This window comes from Streptomyces sp. HD (genome assembly GCF_028369295.1).
Taxonomy (GTDB): domain Bacteria; phylum Actinomycetota; class Actinomycetes; order Streptomycetales; family Streptomycetaceae; genus Streptomyces.
This window is the reverse complement of sequence record NZ_JAQMYP010000010.1, coordinates 52,118-65,615: the sequence shown is the minus strand read 5'-3', so window position 1 is coordinate 65,615 and position 13,498 is coordinate 52,118. Positions and strand designations below refer to the sequence as shown.

At 70.4% G+C, this 13,498-nt stretch carries 15 protein-coding genes; 8 read left to right on the top strand and 7 right to left on the bottom strand.

What is annotated here, in order from left to right; translation table 11 throughout:
- Positions 1 to 68: 68 nt before the first annotated feature.
- The 4 genes from POF73_RS12420 to POF73_RS12405 all read right to left on the bottom strand — a co-directional run bounded on the left by POF73_RS12420 (position 69) and on the right by POF73_RS12405 (position 3,289).
- Positions 69 to 968, bottom strand: a complete 900-nt coding sequence (locus POF73_RS12420) for an MBL fold metallo-hydrolase (RefSeq protein ID WP_272114712.1) — start codon at positions 966 to 968, stop codon at positions 69 to 71.
- Positions 969 to 1,015: 47 nt separating this feature from the next.
- Entirely contained in the window at positions 1,016 to 1,717 is a 702-nt protein-coding gene (locus POF73_RS12415) for a L,D-transpeptidase family protein (protein WP_272114711.1), read from the bottom strand.
- A gap of 3 nt (positions 1,718 to 1,720) precedes the next feature.
- On the bottom strand, positions 1,721 to 2,308 hold the full coding sequence (locus POF73_RS12410) for a pyridoxamine 5'-phosphate oxidase family protein (protein WP_272114710.1): 588 nt from the start codon (positions 2,306 to 2,308) through the stop codon (positions 1,721 to 1,723).
- Positions 2,309 to 2,425: 117 nt separating this feature from the next.
- Complete coding sequence (locus tag POF73_RS12405; RefSeq protein ID WP_272114709.1) at positions 2,426 to 3,289, bottom strand: hypothetical protein; 864 nt, start codon at positions 3,287 to 3,289, stop codon at positions 2,426 to 2,428.
- Positions 3,290 to 3,542: 253 nt separating this feature from the next.
- Here POF73_RS12405 and argH point away from each other — a divergent pair, with 253 nt between their 5' ends.
- The 5 genes from argH (at position 3,543) to POF73_RS12380 (ending at position 9,245) form a co-directional block, all read left to right on the top strand.
- Entirely contained in the window at positions 3,543 to 4,973 is a 1,431-nt protein-coding gene (gene argH, locus POF73_RS12400; protein ID WP_272114708.1) for an argininosuccinate lyase, read from the top strand.
- 222 nt (positions 4,974 to 5,195) lie between these two features.
- Positions 5,196 to 6,026 carry an alpha/beta fold hydrolase gene (locus tag POF73_RS12395; RefSeq protein ID WP_272114707.1) on the top strand — a complete coding sequence of 277 codons (831 nt, stop codon included), beginning with the start codon at positions 5,196 to 5,198 and terminating at the stop codon, positions 6,024 to 6,026.
- 63 nt (positions 6,027 to 6,089) lie between these two features.
- Positions 6,090 to 7,061 (top strand): aldo/keto reductase, encoded by a 972-nt coding sequence (locus tag POF73_RS12390; protein WP_272114706.1) that lies wholly within the window; start codon positions 6,090 to 6,092, stop codon positions 7,059 to 7,061.
- Positions 7,062 to 7,152: 91 nt separating this feature from the next.
- Positions 7,153 to 7,722: a TetR/AcrR family transcriptional regulator gene (locus POF73_RS12385; RefSeq protein ID WP_272114705.1), complete on the top strand. Its 570-nt coding sequence runs from the start codon at positions 7,153 to 7,155 to the stop codon at positions 7,720 to 7,722.
- Positions 7,719 to 9,245, top strand: coding sequence for an MFS transporter (locus tag POF73_RS12380; protein ID WP_272114704.1), 1,527 nt, complete (start codon positions 7,719 to 7,721; stop codon positions 9,243 to 9,245). The genes POF73_RS12385 and POF73_RS12380 overlap by 4 nt, the downstream gene beginning before the upstream one ends.
- Before the next feature lie 115 nt (positions 9,246 to 9,360).
- Here POF73_RS12380 and POF73_RS12375 read toward each other — a convergent pair whose 3' ends face one another.
- Complete coding sequence (locus tag POF73_RS12375) at positions 9,361 to 10,035, bottom strand: lysophospholipid acyltransferase family protein (RefSeq protein WP_334313595.1); 675 nt, start codon at positions 10,033 to 10,035, stop codon at positions 9,361 to 9,363.
- A 380-nt stretch (positions 10,036 to 10,415) separates the two neighbouring features.
- Between POF73_RS12375 and POF73_RS12370 the strand changes: the two genes are divergently transcribed.
- From POF73_RS12370 to POF73_RS12360, 3 genes are all read left to right on the top strand, one after another.
- On the top strand, positions 10,416 to 11,579 hold the full coding sequence (locus POF73_RS12370; RefSeq protein WP_272114701.1) for a glycerophosphodiester phosphodiesterase: 1,164 nt from the start codon (positions 10,416 to 10,418) through the stop codon (positions 11,577 to 11,579).
- A gap of 88 nt (positions 11,580 to 11,667) precedes the next feature.
- The gene (locus POF73_RS12365; RefSeq protein ID WP_272114700.1) at positions 11,668 to 12,177 is read left to right on the top strand and encodes an RNA polymerase sigma factor; all 510 of its coding nucleotides are present in this window, start codon (positions 11,668 to 11,670) and stop codon (positions 12,175 to 12,177) included.
- A 45-nt stretch (positions 12,178 to 12,222) separates the two neighbouring features.
- Complete coding sequence (locus POF73_RS12360) at positions 12,223 to 12,720, top strand: GNAT family N-acetyltransferase (RefSeq protein ID WP_272114699.1); 498 nt, start codon at positions 12,223 to 12,225, stop codon at positions 12,718 to 12,720.
- Here the strand turns inward: POF73_RS12360 and POF73_RS12355 are convergent.
- Both POF73_RS12355 and POF73_RS12350 read right to left on the bottom strand, forming a co-directional pair.
- The gene (locus POF73_RS12355; RefSeq protein WP_272114698.1) at positions 12,710 to 13,132 is read right to left on the bottom strand and encodes a hypothetical protein; all 423 of its coding nucleotides are present in this window, start codon (positions 13,130 to 13,132) and stop codon (positions 12,710 to 12,712) included. The genes POF73_RS12360 and POF73_RS12355 overlap by 11 nt on opposite strands.
- Before the next feature lies 1 nt (position 13,133).
- Entirely contained in the window at positions 13,134 to 13,493 is a 360-nt protein-coding gene (locus POF73_RS12350; RefSeq protein ID WP_272114697.1) for a hypothetical protein, read from the bottom strand.
- Positions 13,494 to 13,498: the final 5 nt, after the last annotated feature.

The following is a 13,498-nucleotide window of genomic DNA, read 5'->3' as shown; positions in this document are numbered from 1 at the left end:
TCAGGAGGGATACCGGTTGAGTGCGGGGAGCCGCGCCGGCCGCACACCACGTGGGGACGGACGGTCCGTCAGGCTGCGGGAACGGGCAGCAGCCGGTAGGCGTCCCCCTGTGTGATCACACGGCCGCCGGTGGGCGGTGCGAAGTGCGTGCCCAGGACGAGGGTGTCCGTGCCGGCCAGAGAGCCGAGCAGTTCGCGGCGCGTGGCCTCGGACTGCCGAGGGTCGATGTCGACGCAGGCGCCGATGGCGGGATGGGCGAGCTGGATCGGATGGTGGATGCAGTCGCCGGTGATCAGCGCCGTCTCACCCCCGCTGGTCAGCTCGACGGCGACGTGACCGGGAGTGTGGCCGGGCGTGGGCGCGAGACGCAGGCCCGGGGCGATGTCCACGCCCTTGGCCGGGACGTCGACGAGGTCCAGCAGACCGGCCTGCTCGACCGGGATCACGGAGTCGCGGAACATCTGCGCGCGCGCCTCGTCCATGTCGTACGTGGCCCAGAACTCCCGCTCGGTGCGGGAGGTGAGGTAGCGGGCGCCGGGGAAGGCGGGAGCCCACTCGCCGTTGACGTCCCGGGTGTTCCAGCCGACGTGGTCGGCGTGCAGGTGAGTGAGGACGACCAGGTCGACGGAGTCCGGGGGGAATCCGCCGGCGGTCAGGCGCTCCAGGAAGTCGGTCCGCAGGTCGTGCCAGGCCGGGTTGGCGCGCTCCTTGCCGTTGCCGATGCCGGTGTCGACGAGCACACGCTGCCCGTCCACGACGAACGCGAAGCTGTGGCTGTCGAGGCGCAGGATGTTCTTCTGGTCGGCGAAGTGGGGCCGCAGCCAGTCCTGGCCGGCCACCACCTCGGGAGTGGCGTCGGGCAGCAGCCAGGGTCCGGTCGCGGGCGGCAGGACGACCTCGTCGACGCGGTGGACGGTGACCTCGCCGACGGTCCAGGAGGGGGCAGGGGCCGCAGGGGAAGTCGACATGATCGGTCGCTTCTCCTTCTCTTCGACGAAGGTGGACTGATGGCCCTTCAGTATCGGGTGACGGCCGTCGGTCCGTTCGCCGTCCCGATCGCCATGTGCGGCCGCCGCCGCGGATCGGCCCACCTGAGGATCCGCTTCATCGCGTCCGCCGACACCGACACACAACCGGCCGTCGCCCCGCGCCCCTTCACATGGAGGAAGATCCCGGCCCCGCGCTCCTTCACCGGACGGTCGTAGTTGAACCCGATGACGAGCGCGTGCGCGTACAGCGCCCCGTACGAGACGAGGTGCTCGGACTCGGCGGCTCGGCAGTCGCGGGCCAGGGGCTCGGTCCAGCGGTTGTACGCCCGGGAGTCGTTGTCCTGGCACCACCAGGAGTCCTTGTGGACGCGGCGGTACTTGTACGCCGTCCCGCGCGGCGCCGCCTTGATACCGAAGGCGTACGGCAGCCCGTACAGCCCCGTCGGCGTCGTGTTCGTGCCCTGCTTGCGCCTGCCGCCCTCGACGAGCCCCTTCGCCCCGAAGCGGGCAGTGGCCGAACCGGCCCTGACCCACCGCCCGTCCACCCGGTCCCACCAGGTGACCGTCCCCGAAGTCGAGCCCGTCCCGGGGGCCACGGCGGTGATCAGCTGGGTGCCGCCCCCGGTGTCGGCCATGCGCGCGGGCAGCGGCTGCGAGGGCCCGCCGCCGGGCGCGACGGCGAGCACGAGGAGGGACGCGGACGCTAGGGCGACGACACCGGGGCGCATGGCTCAGACGCTAGACGGAGGCAGTGGCAACGGCAGCCCGGGTAGGCCATCCAGGCTGGTCGCGATGTGCTCCTTCTTGGCGAAGTACGCGCTCAGCGAGTCGTCGTCCTCACGCGCGAACCGCTTGCCGTGCAGATCGCGGTCCTCCTCGTACGTCATCAGGGGGACCGCGTAGCCGCAGGAGTCCCGGATGACCTCGGCCCGCACCACGATGATCGCGCGCAGGCCGTGCAGGGAGGGGTCGATGTCGGGGAAGTGGCCGAGCAGCTCCTTGAACCGTGGGTCGTCGCGGAAGACGGCCTCACCGCGGCCGTGGACGCGGACGATGTTGGGCGGTCCCTGGAAGGCGCACCACATCAGGGTGATCCGGCCGTTCTCCCGCAGATGCGCGACGGTCTCGGCGTTGGAGCCCGCGAAGTCGAGGTAGGCCAGGGTGAGTTCGTCGAGGATCGCGAAGGAGCCCCTGAGACCCTTGGGGGAGAGGTTGACCGTCCCTTCGGCGGACAGGGGAGCGGTCGCGGTGAAGAAGAGGGGTTGCTCCTCGATGAACGTGCGGAGCCTGCCGTCTATGCGTTCGTAAGTCTTTCCCACGTCCACCGAGTATGTAGGTGGATCGTTCGCCTGTCTAAGGAATTGCCAGGTCCGCTTGCAGCCACCACGGCCGCCCCGGTCGGCGTGCCAACGGGGCGGCCATGGCTGCCTGTCACCTCACTTGTTGAGCGTGCAGGCGGCCAGCGAGTTCAGCCCCTGCGGCTTGGCCGCGGTGCGGCCGATGGAGATGGCGATGCGGTCGATCGTCGACACCCGCTTGTCCTTCAGCGGGCCGAGGATGGCGTTCTGCACGAAGTTGGGACCGCCCTGGCCGACCGAGTTGGCGAGCCGGGTGTTCGCCTCCTGGATCTGGGTGTTGAGCAGCGCGAGGTTGCGGTCGACCTCGGCCTTCGCGGTCGCGGGGACCGCCGGGAGCTTCGACTTCACGTCCGGGCAGGAGATGGAGCCGGCGGCGTTGCCCGCATTCCCGGCGTTGCCGGCATTCCCGGTGTTCCCTGCGTTTCCGGGGTTCCCCGTGTTGCCGCCGCCCTGCTGGGGCGGCGTCGCGTTCGGGGTCGCGGCGCCCGCGTTCCCGTTCGCGTTGAGGGTGCACGGCGCCAGCGCGTCCAGGCCCTGCGGTCTGGCGGCCGTGCGGCCGATGGCCGTCGCGATGCGGTTGATGGTCGCGACCCGCTTGTCCTTCAGGGGGCCGACGATCGCGTTCTGGGCGAAGTTGGGACCGCCCTGGCCCACGGTGTCGACCAGCCGCTTGTTGGCCTCCTGGATCTGGGTGTTGAGCAGTGCCAGATTGCGGTCGACCTCGGCCTTCGCGGTCGCGGGGACCGCCGGGAGCTTCGACTTCACGTCCGGGCAGGAGACGGTGCCGGGTCCGGCCAGTGTCCGGACGTTCGTGCCGCTGCTCCGGGACGTCTCCCCGGCCAGGGCGAAACCGGCGATCACCGTGCCGGACAGCGCCACCGCGGCGGCGCCGCCGATGAAGGCGACGCGACGCTTGTTGTACTTCGGAAGAGCCCTGGACATGCGGATGCCTCACTCGGGTTCGGGAGTGTCGTCGGTTGTGAACGCGGCGCCTGCGTTCGGCGAGAGATACGGGAAAGCGGTTTCCCGCGTTCAAGGGCAGCTCGAAATCCGCTCCAATTGACGAATCATGCAAGGCTCTGCATAATCATGCAGGTCAATGTGTGGCGAGTCGCACTACCCTGACGACCGCCTCCCCGTTCACGCCACGGGGAGGCGGTGCCACACACGCAGACCCTCCCGAGGAGCGCAGCAAGTGAGCAGCAACAGCGGTGACGTACGGCTCTGGGGCGGCCGTTTCGCCGACGGTCCCGCCGAGGCCCTGGCCAAGCTGTCCGCGTCCGTCCACTTCGACTGGCGGCTGGCGCCGTACGACATCGCCGGTTCGCGTGCCCACGCGCGCGTGCTGCACAAGGCGGGCCTGCTCACCGAGGACGAGCTTCAGCGCATGATCGCCGGGCTCGACCGGCTCGAAGCTGATGTCGCCGACGGCTCCTTCGTGGGCACCGTCGCCGACGAGGACGTGCATACCGCCCTGGAGCGCGGTCTCCTGGAGCGCCTGGGTCCCGACCTGGGCGGCAAGCTGCGCGCGGGCCGCTCCCGGAACGACCAGGTCGCGACCCTCTTCCGGATGTACCTGCGGGACCACGCCCGCATCATCGGCGGCCTGATCGCCGACCTCCAGGACGCGCTGGTCGGCCTCGCCGAGGCCCACCCGGACGTGGCGATGCCCGGCCGCACCCACCTCCAGCACGCCCAGCCGGTGCTCTTCGCCCACCACGTCCTGGCCCACGTGCAGTCCCTGTCCCGGGACGCCGAGCGGCTGCGCCAGTGGGACGAGCGGACGGCCGTGTCGCCGTACGGCTCCGGGGCCCTGGCGGGCTCCTCCCTCGGCCTGGACCCGGAGGCGGTGGCGAAGGACCTCGGCTTCGAGCACGGGTCGGCCGCCAACTCGATCGACGGCACGGCGTCCCGTGACTTCGTCGCCGAGTTCGCCTTCATCACCGCGATGATCGGCGTGAACCTCTCCCGGATCGCCGAGGAGATCATCATCTGGAACACGAAGGAGTTCTCCTTCGTGACCCTGCACGACGCGTTCTCCACCGGCTCGTCGATCATGCCGCAGAAGAAGAACCCGGACATCGCGGAGCTCGCGCGGGGCAAGTCCGGCCGTCTGATCGGCAACCTGACGGGCCTCATGGCCACGCTCAAGGCCCTCCCGCTGGCCTACAACCGCGACCTCCAGGAGGACAAGGAGCCCGTCTTCGACTCCTGCGACCAGCTGGAGGTCCTGCTCCCCGCCTTCACCGGCATGATGGCGACCCTCACCGTCAACCGCGAGCGCATGGAGGAACTGGCCCCGGCCGGCTTCTCCCTCGCCACCGACATCGCCGAGTGGCTGGTCAAGCAGGGCGTCCCCTTCCGCGTCGCCCACGAGGTCGCCGGCGAGTGCGTCAAGGTCGCCGAGGCGGAGGGCAAGGAACTGGACGGCCTGACGGACGAACAGTTCGCCAAGATCTCCGCCCATCTGACGCCGGAGGTGCGGACGGTCCTCAACGTCCCGGGCGCCCTGGCCTCCCGCAACGGCCGGGGCGGCACGGCGCCGAGCGCGGTCGCGGTCCAACTGGCCGAGGTCAAGGCGGACGTGGCGGCGCAGCATGCGTGGGCCACCGCCAAGCAGGTCTAGCGCATTCACGGTCGACCGAAGGGCCCGGACGTCGCGTCCGGGCCCTTCGTGCTGTCCGGGTGCGGCTGGTCGCCGGAGAGGTTCGGAGGGGTCCGGAGAGGCCCCGAGATATTCAGCCACTGACCGAAACCTTGACTTACGCCTACTCGGAGGTAAGCATTCCGCTTGCCGTTCGGCAATGTCGAACAGCCGTCGATCACTGCCGAGCATGAAAGGGACGTCATGCACGCAAGACGTACAAGACGAGCCGCCCGCCTCCTCGCCACCGCCGCCGTCGCCGCGCTGTGCGCCTTCGGTCTGGCGGCCCCGGCCGCCGACGCGGCCGACACCCCGCCGCCCGGCGCCAACAACTGGTCCTGCAAGCCGGACTCCGCCCACCCGCAGCCCGTGGTCCTCGTGAACGGCACCTTCAAGACCTCGTTCGAGAACTGGCTGACCCTGTCGCCCGCGCTCGCGGACGCCGGCTACTGCGTCTTCTCCTTCGAGTACGGCGGTCTGGAGACCGCGCCGATCGCGGACTCGGCGGCCGAGCTGCGCGACTTCGTGAACGCCGTGCTCGGCGCGACCGGCGCCCAGAAGGCCGACCTCGTCGGCCACAGCCAGGGCGGCATGATGCCCCGCTACTACGTGAAGTTCCTCGGCGGCGCGACCAAGGTCGACGACCTCGTCGGCATCGTGCCCTCCAACCACGGCACCACCAACCCGCTCGCCCTCGTGGCCGGCGCCACCGTCTGCCCCTCATGCGTCGACCAGACCGCGGGCTCGGACTTCCTCCAGAAGCTCAACGCCGACCCGGAGGCCCCGGTGGGCCCCGACTACACGGCGATCGCCACGCGCTTCGACGAGGTGGTGCTGCCCTACACCAGCTCCTTCCTCGACGGCCCGGCCACCCGTGTGACCAACGTGCTGCTCCAGGACCGCTGCCCGCTCGACCTCACCGAGCACGACCAGGCTCCCAAGTCGCCGCTGGTCGAGCAGTGGGTGCTCAACGCCCTCAAGCGCGGCGGACCGGCCGACCAGGCCTTCGTTCCGCGCTGCCTCGGCTCCGGCTGAACCGCTCGGGGCTGGGTAGATTGGTGCCGGATCCCCCTCCGTCGATCGTGCAGGGAGCGCCCCATGCCCTTCAGCCGTCTGGCCACCGCGACCACCCCCACCGCGCACCTCGGTCTGGGCCTGGCCGCGGTCGGCCGCCCGGGCTACATCAATCTCGGCCGGGAGGCCGACCTCCCGGCCGAGCGCACCGTCGACGCTCTGCGCCATCGCACCCATGAACTCCTCGACGCCGCCTACGCCCAGGGCGTCCGCTACTTCGACGCGGCCCGTTCCTACGGCCGCTCGGAGGAGTTCCTCGCCGACTGGCTGAACACCCGACCCGACCTCGACGACATCGTCGTAGGCAGCAAATGGGGCTACACCTACACCGCCGACTGGACCACCGACGCCGAGAAACACGAGGTCAAGGACCACAGTCTCGCGACGTACGAGCGTCAGCGCGCCGAGTCCGACGCCCTCCTCGGTGACCGTCTCGACCTCTACCAGATCCACTCGGTGACCCCGGACAGCCCCGCCCTCACCGACAAGGAACTCCACGCCAGGCTCGCGGAAGCCGCCACTCGGGGCACGACCATCGGCTTTTCCACCAGCGGCCCGGCCCAAGCGGCGGCGATCCGCGCCGCCCTGGCGGTGACCGTCGACGGCGAGCCCCTCTTCCGTACCGTCCAGTCGACCTACAACGCCCTGGAGACCTCGGCCGCCCCCGCCCTCGCCGAGGCCCATGACGCCGGGCTGACGGTGATCGTGAAGGAAGGCATGGCCAATGGACGGCTCGCGGACCCTTACGCACCGGACGCGCTGAAGGCCGTCGCCGAGGAGACACAGCTCGGCTGCGACGCCGTCGCCCTCGCGCTGATCCTGCGTCAGCCCTGGGCCGGTGTGGTCCTCTCCGGCGCGGCGACGACCGTACAGCTCGCGTCCAACCTGCACGCCGCCGTCGTGGACCTCGACGAGGAGCAGTTGGAGCGGCTGGCCGGGCTGGTCGAGGAGCCGGGCGCGTACTGGGAGCGGCGCGGACAGCTGCCCTGGCACTGACACGGCCCCTGTGAACCCCGCTGATCAGCAGTGATGAGTCACGCATGCCCATGATGAGACATCACTGTCTCATGTGCGCTACTCTCGTCTCATGGCCGTCGATCGTGACCACGTACTGCGCACCGCCGCAGCCCTGCTGACCCGTAAGTCCACCGCGACCATGGACGAGGTCGCCAAGGCGGCCGGGATCAGCCGGGCCACCCTGCACCGGCAGTTCGCGGGGCGGGAAGCTCTCGTGCGGGCGCTGGAGTCGCTCGGTATCGCGGAGTGCGAGGCCGCGCTGGAGACGGCCCGGCTGGACGAGGGCGCGGCGCGTGACGCCGTGCACCGGCTGGTCCGGGAGATCGAGCCGGCGGCCGGACTGCTCGCGTTCCTCTACACCGAGAACCAGCTGTTCGAGGGCGAGGAGCAGAACGCGGGCTGGGCCCGCATCGACGAGCGCATCGCGGCCCTCTTCCGGCGCGGCCAGCAGAGCGGCGAGTTCCGCATCGACCTCACCCCGGCCTGGCTCACCGAGGCGCTCTACGGCCTGCTGGCCTCCGGGGCCTGGGCGGTCTCCGAGGGCAGGGTCGCCCGCAACGACTTCACCCACATGATCGTCGAGCTGCTGCTCGGCGGCGCACTACGGCATCACACCCCTGGACAGAGAGAGGAATCATGACCAGCACCCTGCAGCCGGCGACGACGACCGAGGCGGTGACCAAGCGCCCCGGCCGTTGGCTCGCGCTGTCCGTCCTCGTGCTCGCCGTGCTGCTGGTGGCCGTCGACGCGACCGTCCTCGGCCTGGCGACCCCCTACATCAGTGAGGACCTGAAGCCCTCCGGCACCCAGCTCCTGTGGATAGGCGACGTCTACTCCTTCGTGATCGCCGGCCTGCTCGTGACGATGGGCAGCCTCGGCGACCGCATCGGCCGCAAGCGGATCCTGCTCGTCGGCGCCACGGCGTTCGGCGCGGTATCCGTCCTCAACGCCTATGCGACGACACCTGAGATGCTGATCGTCGCCCGGGCGCTGCTCGGTGTCGCGGGCGCGACCCTGATGCCGGCGACCCTCGCCCTGATCCGCAACCTCTTCCACGACCCGCGCGAACGCAGCCTCGCCATCGGCATCTGGGGCGCGACCGCATCCGCCGGTACGGCCATCGGCCCGATAGCGGGCGGTTTTCTGCTCGAACACTTCTGGTGGGGTTCGGTCTTCCTGATCAACCTGCCGGTCATGGCGGTCCTGGTCCTCGTCGGCATCAAGCTGCTGCCCGAATCGCGAAACCCGAGTCCCGGACCGTGGGACCTGATCAGCGTCACGCTGTCGCTCGTAGGCATGGTCGCCATCGTCTACGCCGTCAAGGAAGCCGCCTCGCACGGCTTCACCCGGACCACCGTGGCCGTGGGCCTGCTGGGCGCCGCCGCGCTGTACGGCTTCGTCCGCCGCCAGCTCACCCTGCCGGTCCCGCTGCTGGACATGCGGCTGTTCCGCAGCCGTGGCTTCAGCGGTGCCGTGCTGGCCGATCTGCTGACCATCCTCGGCCTGTCCGGCCTGGTGTTCTTCCTCTCCCAGTTCCTGCAACTCGTGCAGGGCAGGGGCCCGTTCGAGGCGGGGCTCGCCGAACTGCCCGCCGCGATCGGCGCGGTCGTGGCCGGTCTGATCGCCGGCCGTGCGGCCCGCCGCTTCTCGGTACGGGTCGTGGTCTCCGGCGGTCTCGCGGCGATCGGCGTCGCCTTGGCCGTGCTCACGGTGATCGACCGCTCGACGGGCTATCCGCTCCTCGGCGCCGCCCTGCTGGTGGTCGGCGTCGGCGCGGGCTTCTCCTTCACGGTGACGTCCGACGTGATCCTCTCCTCCGTACCGAAGGAGCAGGCGGGAGCGGCGTCCGCGGTGTCCGAGACGGCGTACGAACTGGGCGCGGCCCTGGGAATCGCCGTACTGGGCTCGATCGTGACCGGCGTATACCGGGGCTTCACCGGCCCGGCGGGCACGCCGACGGAGGCACACGAGTCACTGGGCGGCGCGGTGGAAGCGGCGGCGGGGCTGCCGCCGCAGACGGCAGAGGCGATGTTGGACGCGGCCCGCCAGTCCTTCGTGGACGGCTTGGCGCTCGCGGCGGGGGTCGGGGCAGCGGTGCTGATCACTGCGGCGGTCGCAGCATGGTTCCTCCTCCGCGGCCAACGGCTGGACGGCCGACCCTAGGGGCGCGGGGCTGCATCAAACTGCGGCTCCGCCGCGTGGGCGCGCTCGGCCGCCACGAACCGGCAGTCGACAAACAGCCCGAAGCCCCAAGAACCCCTCGGCCCGACCGGCGGAGCTACGCGGCCTCTTTGGCCTTGCTGGCGTACATGTCCACGTACTCCTGCCCGGACAGCTGCATGACCTCGGTCATCACGGAGTCGGTGACGGCCCGCAGGACGTAACGGTCCCGGTCCATCCCCTCGTACCGGGAGAACTCCATCGCCTCACCGAACCGCACCGTCACCTTGCGCGGGCGGGGCATGCCCGCCCCGCCCGGCTGGATCTTGTCCGTGCCGATCATGGCGAACGGGACGACCGGCGCCCCGGTCATCAGGGTCAGGCGAGCGATGCCGGTACGGCCCCGGTACAGCCGTCCGTCGGGCGAGCGCGTGCCCTCGGGGTAGATGCCGAAGACCTTGCCCTCCTCCAGGATCCGGCGCCCGGTCATCAGCGCCGCGACACCGCCGCGGCCGCCGTCCCGGTCGACCGGGATCATGCCGACGCCGGTGAAGAACCAGGCCATCAGACGGCCCTTGAGGCCCTTGCCGGTGACGTACTCGTCCTTGCCGATGAAGAAGACCTGACGGTCGCAGACCAGCGGCAGGATCATCGAGTCGATGAAGGTCAGGTGGTTGCCGGCCAGGATGACCGGACCGTCGCCCGGGATGTGCTCCGCGCCCTCCACCTGTGGGCGGAACATCAGGCGCATGATCGGTCCGAGCACTGCCTTGATGAGCGCGAAGCGGGACAACGGGCCCTCCGGGGTCAAGAGGATGGCGAGGGAAACTGTATGAGTCTGTGCAGGTGAGGACGATACTCGCGGGCCAGGGGGTCCCGCACATCGGGGGAGCCGACTTCACCGACGTCTTACTCACTGTTGACGCAGGTTTACCTGCGGTGGCGTCCCCCTGGCGGCCCGTAACGCGCCGGCCACAATGTGACGGACATCGCCTCCGGGGCATACCGGACGCGTTCCCCGCACCGCCCGGCCCAATCCGACGGGCCGTCACCACTCCATTCCCGTACGACATCCAGCGTCACCCGCGTGTTCGGGGGCCGGTCTCCCCTCGGTCATGTACACGCACCTAGGATCGGCCCGCACTGATGAACGGACGGGCAGGGAGGGCGCTCATGGGAACGCAGGAGAACGAGCAGACGGGCGGGACCGGACGGCGGATGCTGCTCGGCGCGGCGGTGCTCGGTGCGAGCGGGGCGGTCCTCGGGCTGTCCGGCACGGCGAAGGCGGCCGAGGCCCGGACCGGTGGCGGCGGCGTGCGGAGCCTGCCCAGGCCGACGATCATCGGCCACCGCGGCGCCAGCGGCTACCGGCCCGAGCACACCTTCGGCTCCTACCAGCTGGCCCTCGACATGGGCGCCGACATCGTCGAGGCCGGCGACCTGGTGCCCACCAAGGACGGTCACCTCGTCTGCCGCCACGAGCCGGAGATCGGCGGCACGACCGACGTCGCGAACCATCCCGAGTTCGCCGACCGCAAGAAGACGAAGTCCCTCGACGGTGTCGCCACCACCGGCTGGTTCACCGAGGACTTCACGCTCGCCGAGCTGAAGACCCTGCGCGCCGTCGAGCGCATCCCGGCCAACCGCCCGCACAACACGCTCTACAACGGCCGCTGGGAGATCCCCACCTTCGAAGAGGTCCTGAAGTGGCAGGACGAGCAGACCCGCAAGCGCGGCAAGCAGGTCTGGATCTACCCCGAGCTCAAGCACCCCACCTACTTCCGCAAGCAGGGCCTCGCCCTGGAGGAGCGGGTCGCCAAGGTGCTGCACAAGCACGGCAAGGACCGGCGGAACTCGCCCGTCATCATCCAGTCCTTCGAGCCGACCAGCATCCAGCGCCTGAACAAGCTGGTGGACAACCCGCTGGCGGTCCTGCTGTCCGGTCCGACGACCCGCCCCTGGGACTTCGTCGAGACGGGCGACCCGCGCACCGTCGCCGACCTGGTCAAGCCGGCCGGCCTCAGGGAGATCGCCTCCTACGCGCAGGGCATCGGCCCCACCCTGGACCTGGTCATCCCGAAGGACGCGAACGGCAACCTCACCACGCCCACCACGCTGGTGAGCGACGCGCACAAGGTCGGTCTGATCCTGCACCCCTGGACCATGCGCAACGAGAACCCCTTCCTCCCCGCGGACTTCCGCAAGGGCACCGACGCGGACGCCTACGGGGATGTCTTCGGCGCCTACAGGACGTACTTCGCGACCGGCATCGACGGTGTCTTCACCGACAACCCGGACACGGGCGTGCTGGCCCGCGAGGACTTCGTCAACGGCTGAGCGTCAACACCTGAGACCCGCGCCCCGGTTGGGGTGACTGTCGGCCGCCCTGGCAACCTCGCGCCCGGGCGGCCGCGTCGTGCCGCATATGACGGACGACCTGGTTTCCACCCTTCGCCCGCTGCTCATCGCCGAGGCCTCCGCCGAGGCACCCGCCTCCGGCGCCGAGCCGGGCGACCTGGAACAGGCGGTCTGGCTGCGCCTCCTGGAGCACCTCGACTCGGACGGCCCGCCCGTCGACCCGCCGGGCTGGCTGCGCCGGGCCGTCCGCTCCGAGGCCCGCCGCAGCCGCCGTACGACGAGCCGGGAACGGCCGTACGAGAACGAGCCCGCCGCCGACGGCGACCATCACGACCCGGAGCACCTCGCCCTCGCGGCCGCCCGCCGCCGGGCCCTGCGTGACGCGGTACGCCGACTGCCGGGGCGCTGTCCCCGCCTCGTGGAGGCTCTCCTGTCGCCCGAGGACCTGACATACCGGGAAATCGCGGGGGAGTTGGGTATCTCACAGGGCAGTCTCGGCCCGGAACGTTCCAGATGCCTGGGATGTCTCCGTCGTTTGCTCGCACCGGAGGTTGCGGCCCGCAGCGGCCGGGGATAGGAGTGAGGGACAACAGGCGATCAGGTGAGCGGGAGGCGTGCGCACATGGGCATGAGCGTGACCATCTCGGCAGCGACCGAGCAGGACGCGGAGCAGATCTTCAGGCTTCAGTACCTGTGCTTCCAGAGCGAAGCGGCGCTGTACGGCAATTACCGCATCGACCCGCTGGTCCAAACCCTGGACTCGGTCCGCGCGGAGGTCGCCGCGGACTGCGTCTTCGTGGCCCGGCTGGGCGAGGAGGTGGTCGGCTCCGTCCGCGGCAGCGTCACACAGGACGGCTCGGCCGCCATCGGCAAGCTCTGCGTCCACCCCCGTCTCCAGGGCCACGGCATCGGCGCCAGGCTGCTGCGCGCGGCGGAAGCGGCCCTGGCCGAGCAGCGCGGCGCCACGAGGTTCCGCCTGCAGACCGGCCACCGCAGCGAGGGCAACCTGCGCCTCTACCGCAAGGTGGGCTACGAGGCGGTCGGCACGTCGAGGGGCGCCGACGGCGTCGAGATGGTCGTCCTGGAGAAGTCGGCGGGGACGTACGCCGCTACTGCTTGACGGTTCGCGCCTTGCGGAGCCAGTACAGGGCCGACAGGGGCAGCAGTACCGGGATGAACAGATACCCCATGCCGTAGTCGGACCAGACCGTCGCGTCGGGGAACGCCGAGGGTTCCACCAGGGTCCAGGTGCCGACGACCACAACGCCCGCGAGCTCGGCGGCGCAGCACACCAGCGCCGCCTTGCGGGCCGTCTCGCCGCCCCGCACCAGGGTGTACGTGATGAACCCGTACACGAGCCCCGCCACCGCCGACAGCGCATAGGCGAGCGGCGCCCGGTCGAACTCCGTCGCGATCTGGTACGCCGAGCGCGACACGGCCCCGACGACCATCACGCCGTACAGCCACACGAGCAGAATCCCGGGCCCGCTGATCAGCCGCGTCCTGGTGGGCTTCTCCTGCGTCTCGGCCACCTCAGCCTCCCCAGATGTCATAGAGCCGCACCTCAAGGACGGCCAGCACCACACCGCCTGCGGCGACCGTCACCGAACCCCACTTGGAGCGCTCGGCCAGCGACATGAAGCCCGCGGCGGGGATGCACGCGAACGACCCCAGCAGATACGCCACGAAGATCGTCGTGCCCTGCTCCGGCTTCTCGCCCCGCGCCAGCTGCACGATCCCGACCACCAGCTGCACCAGGGCCAGCACCGTCACCACGGCCATCCCGATGAAGTGCCAGTCCTTCGTCGGCTGGTCACGGTAGGCCGCCCAGCCGCACCACGCGGCGAGCAGCAGCGCGGCGACACCGGTCACCAGCGTCAGGGCATCAAACATGCGGC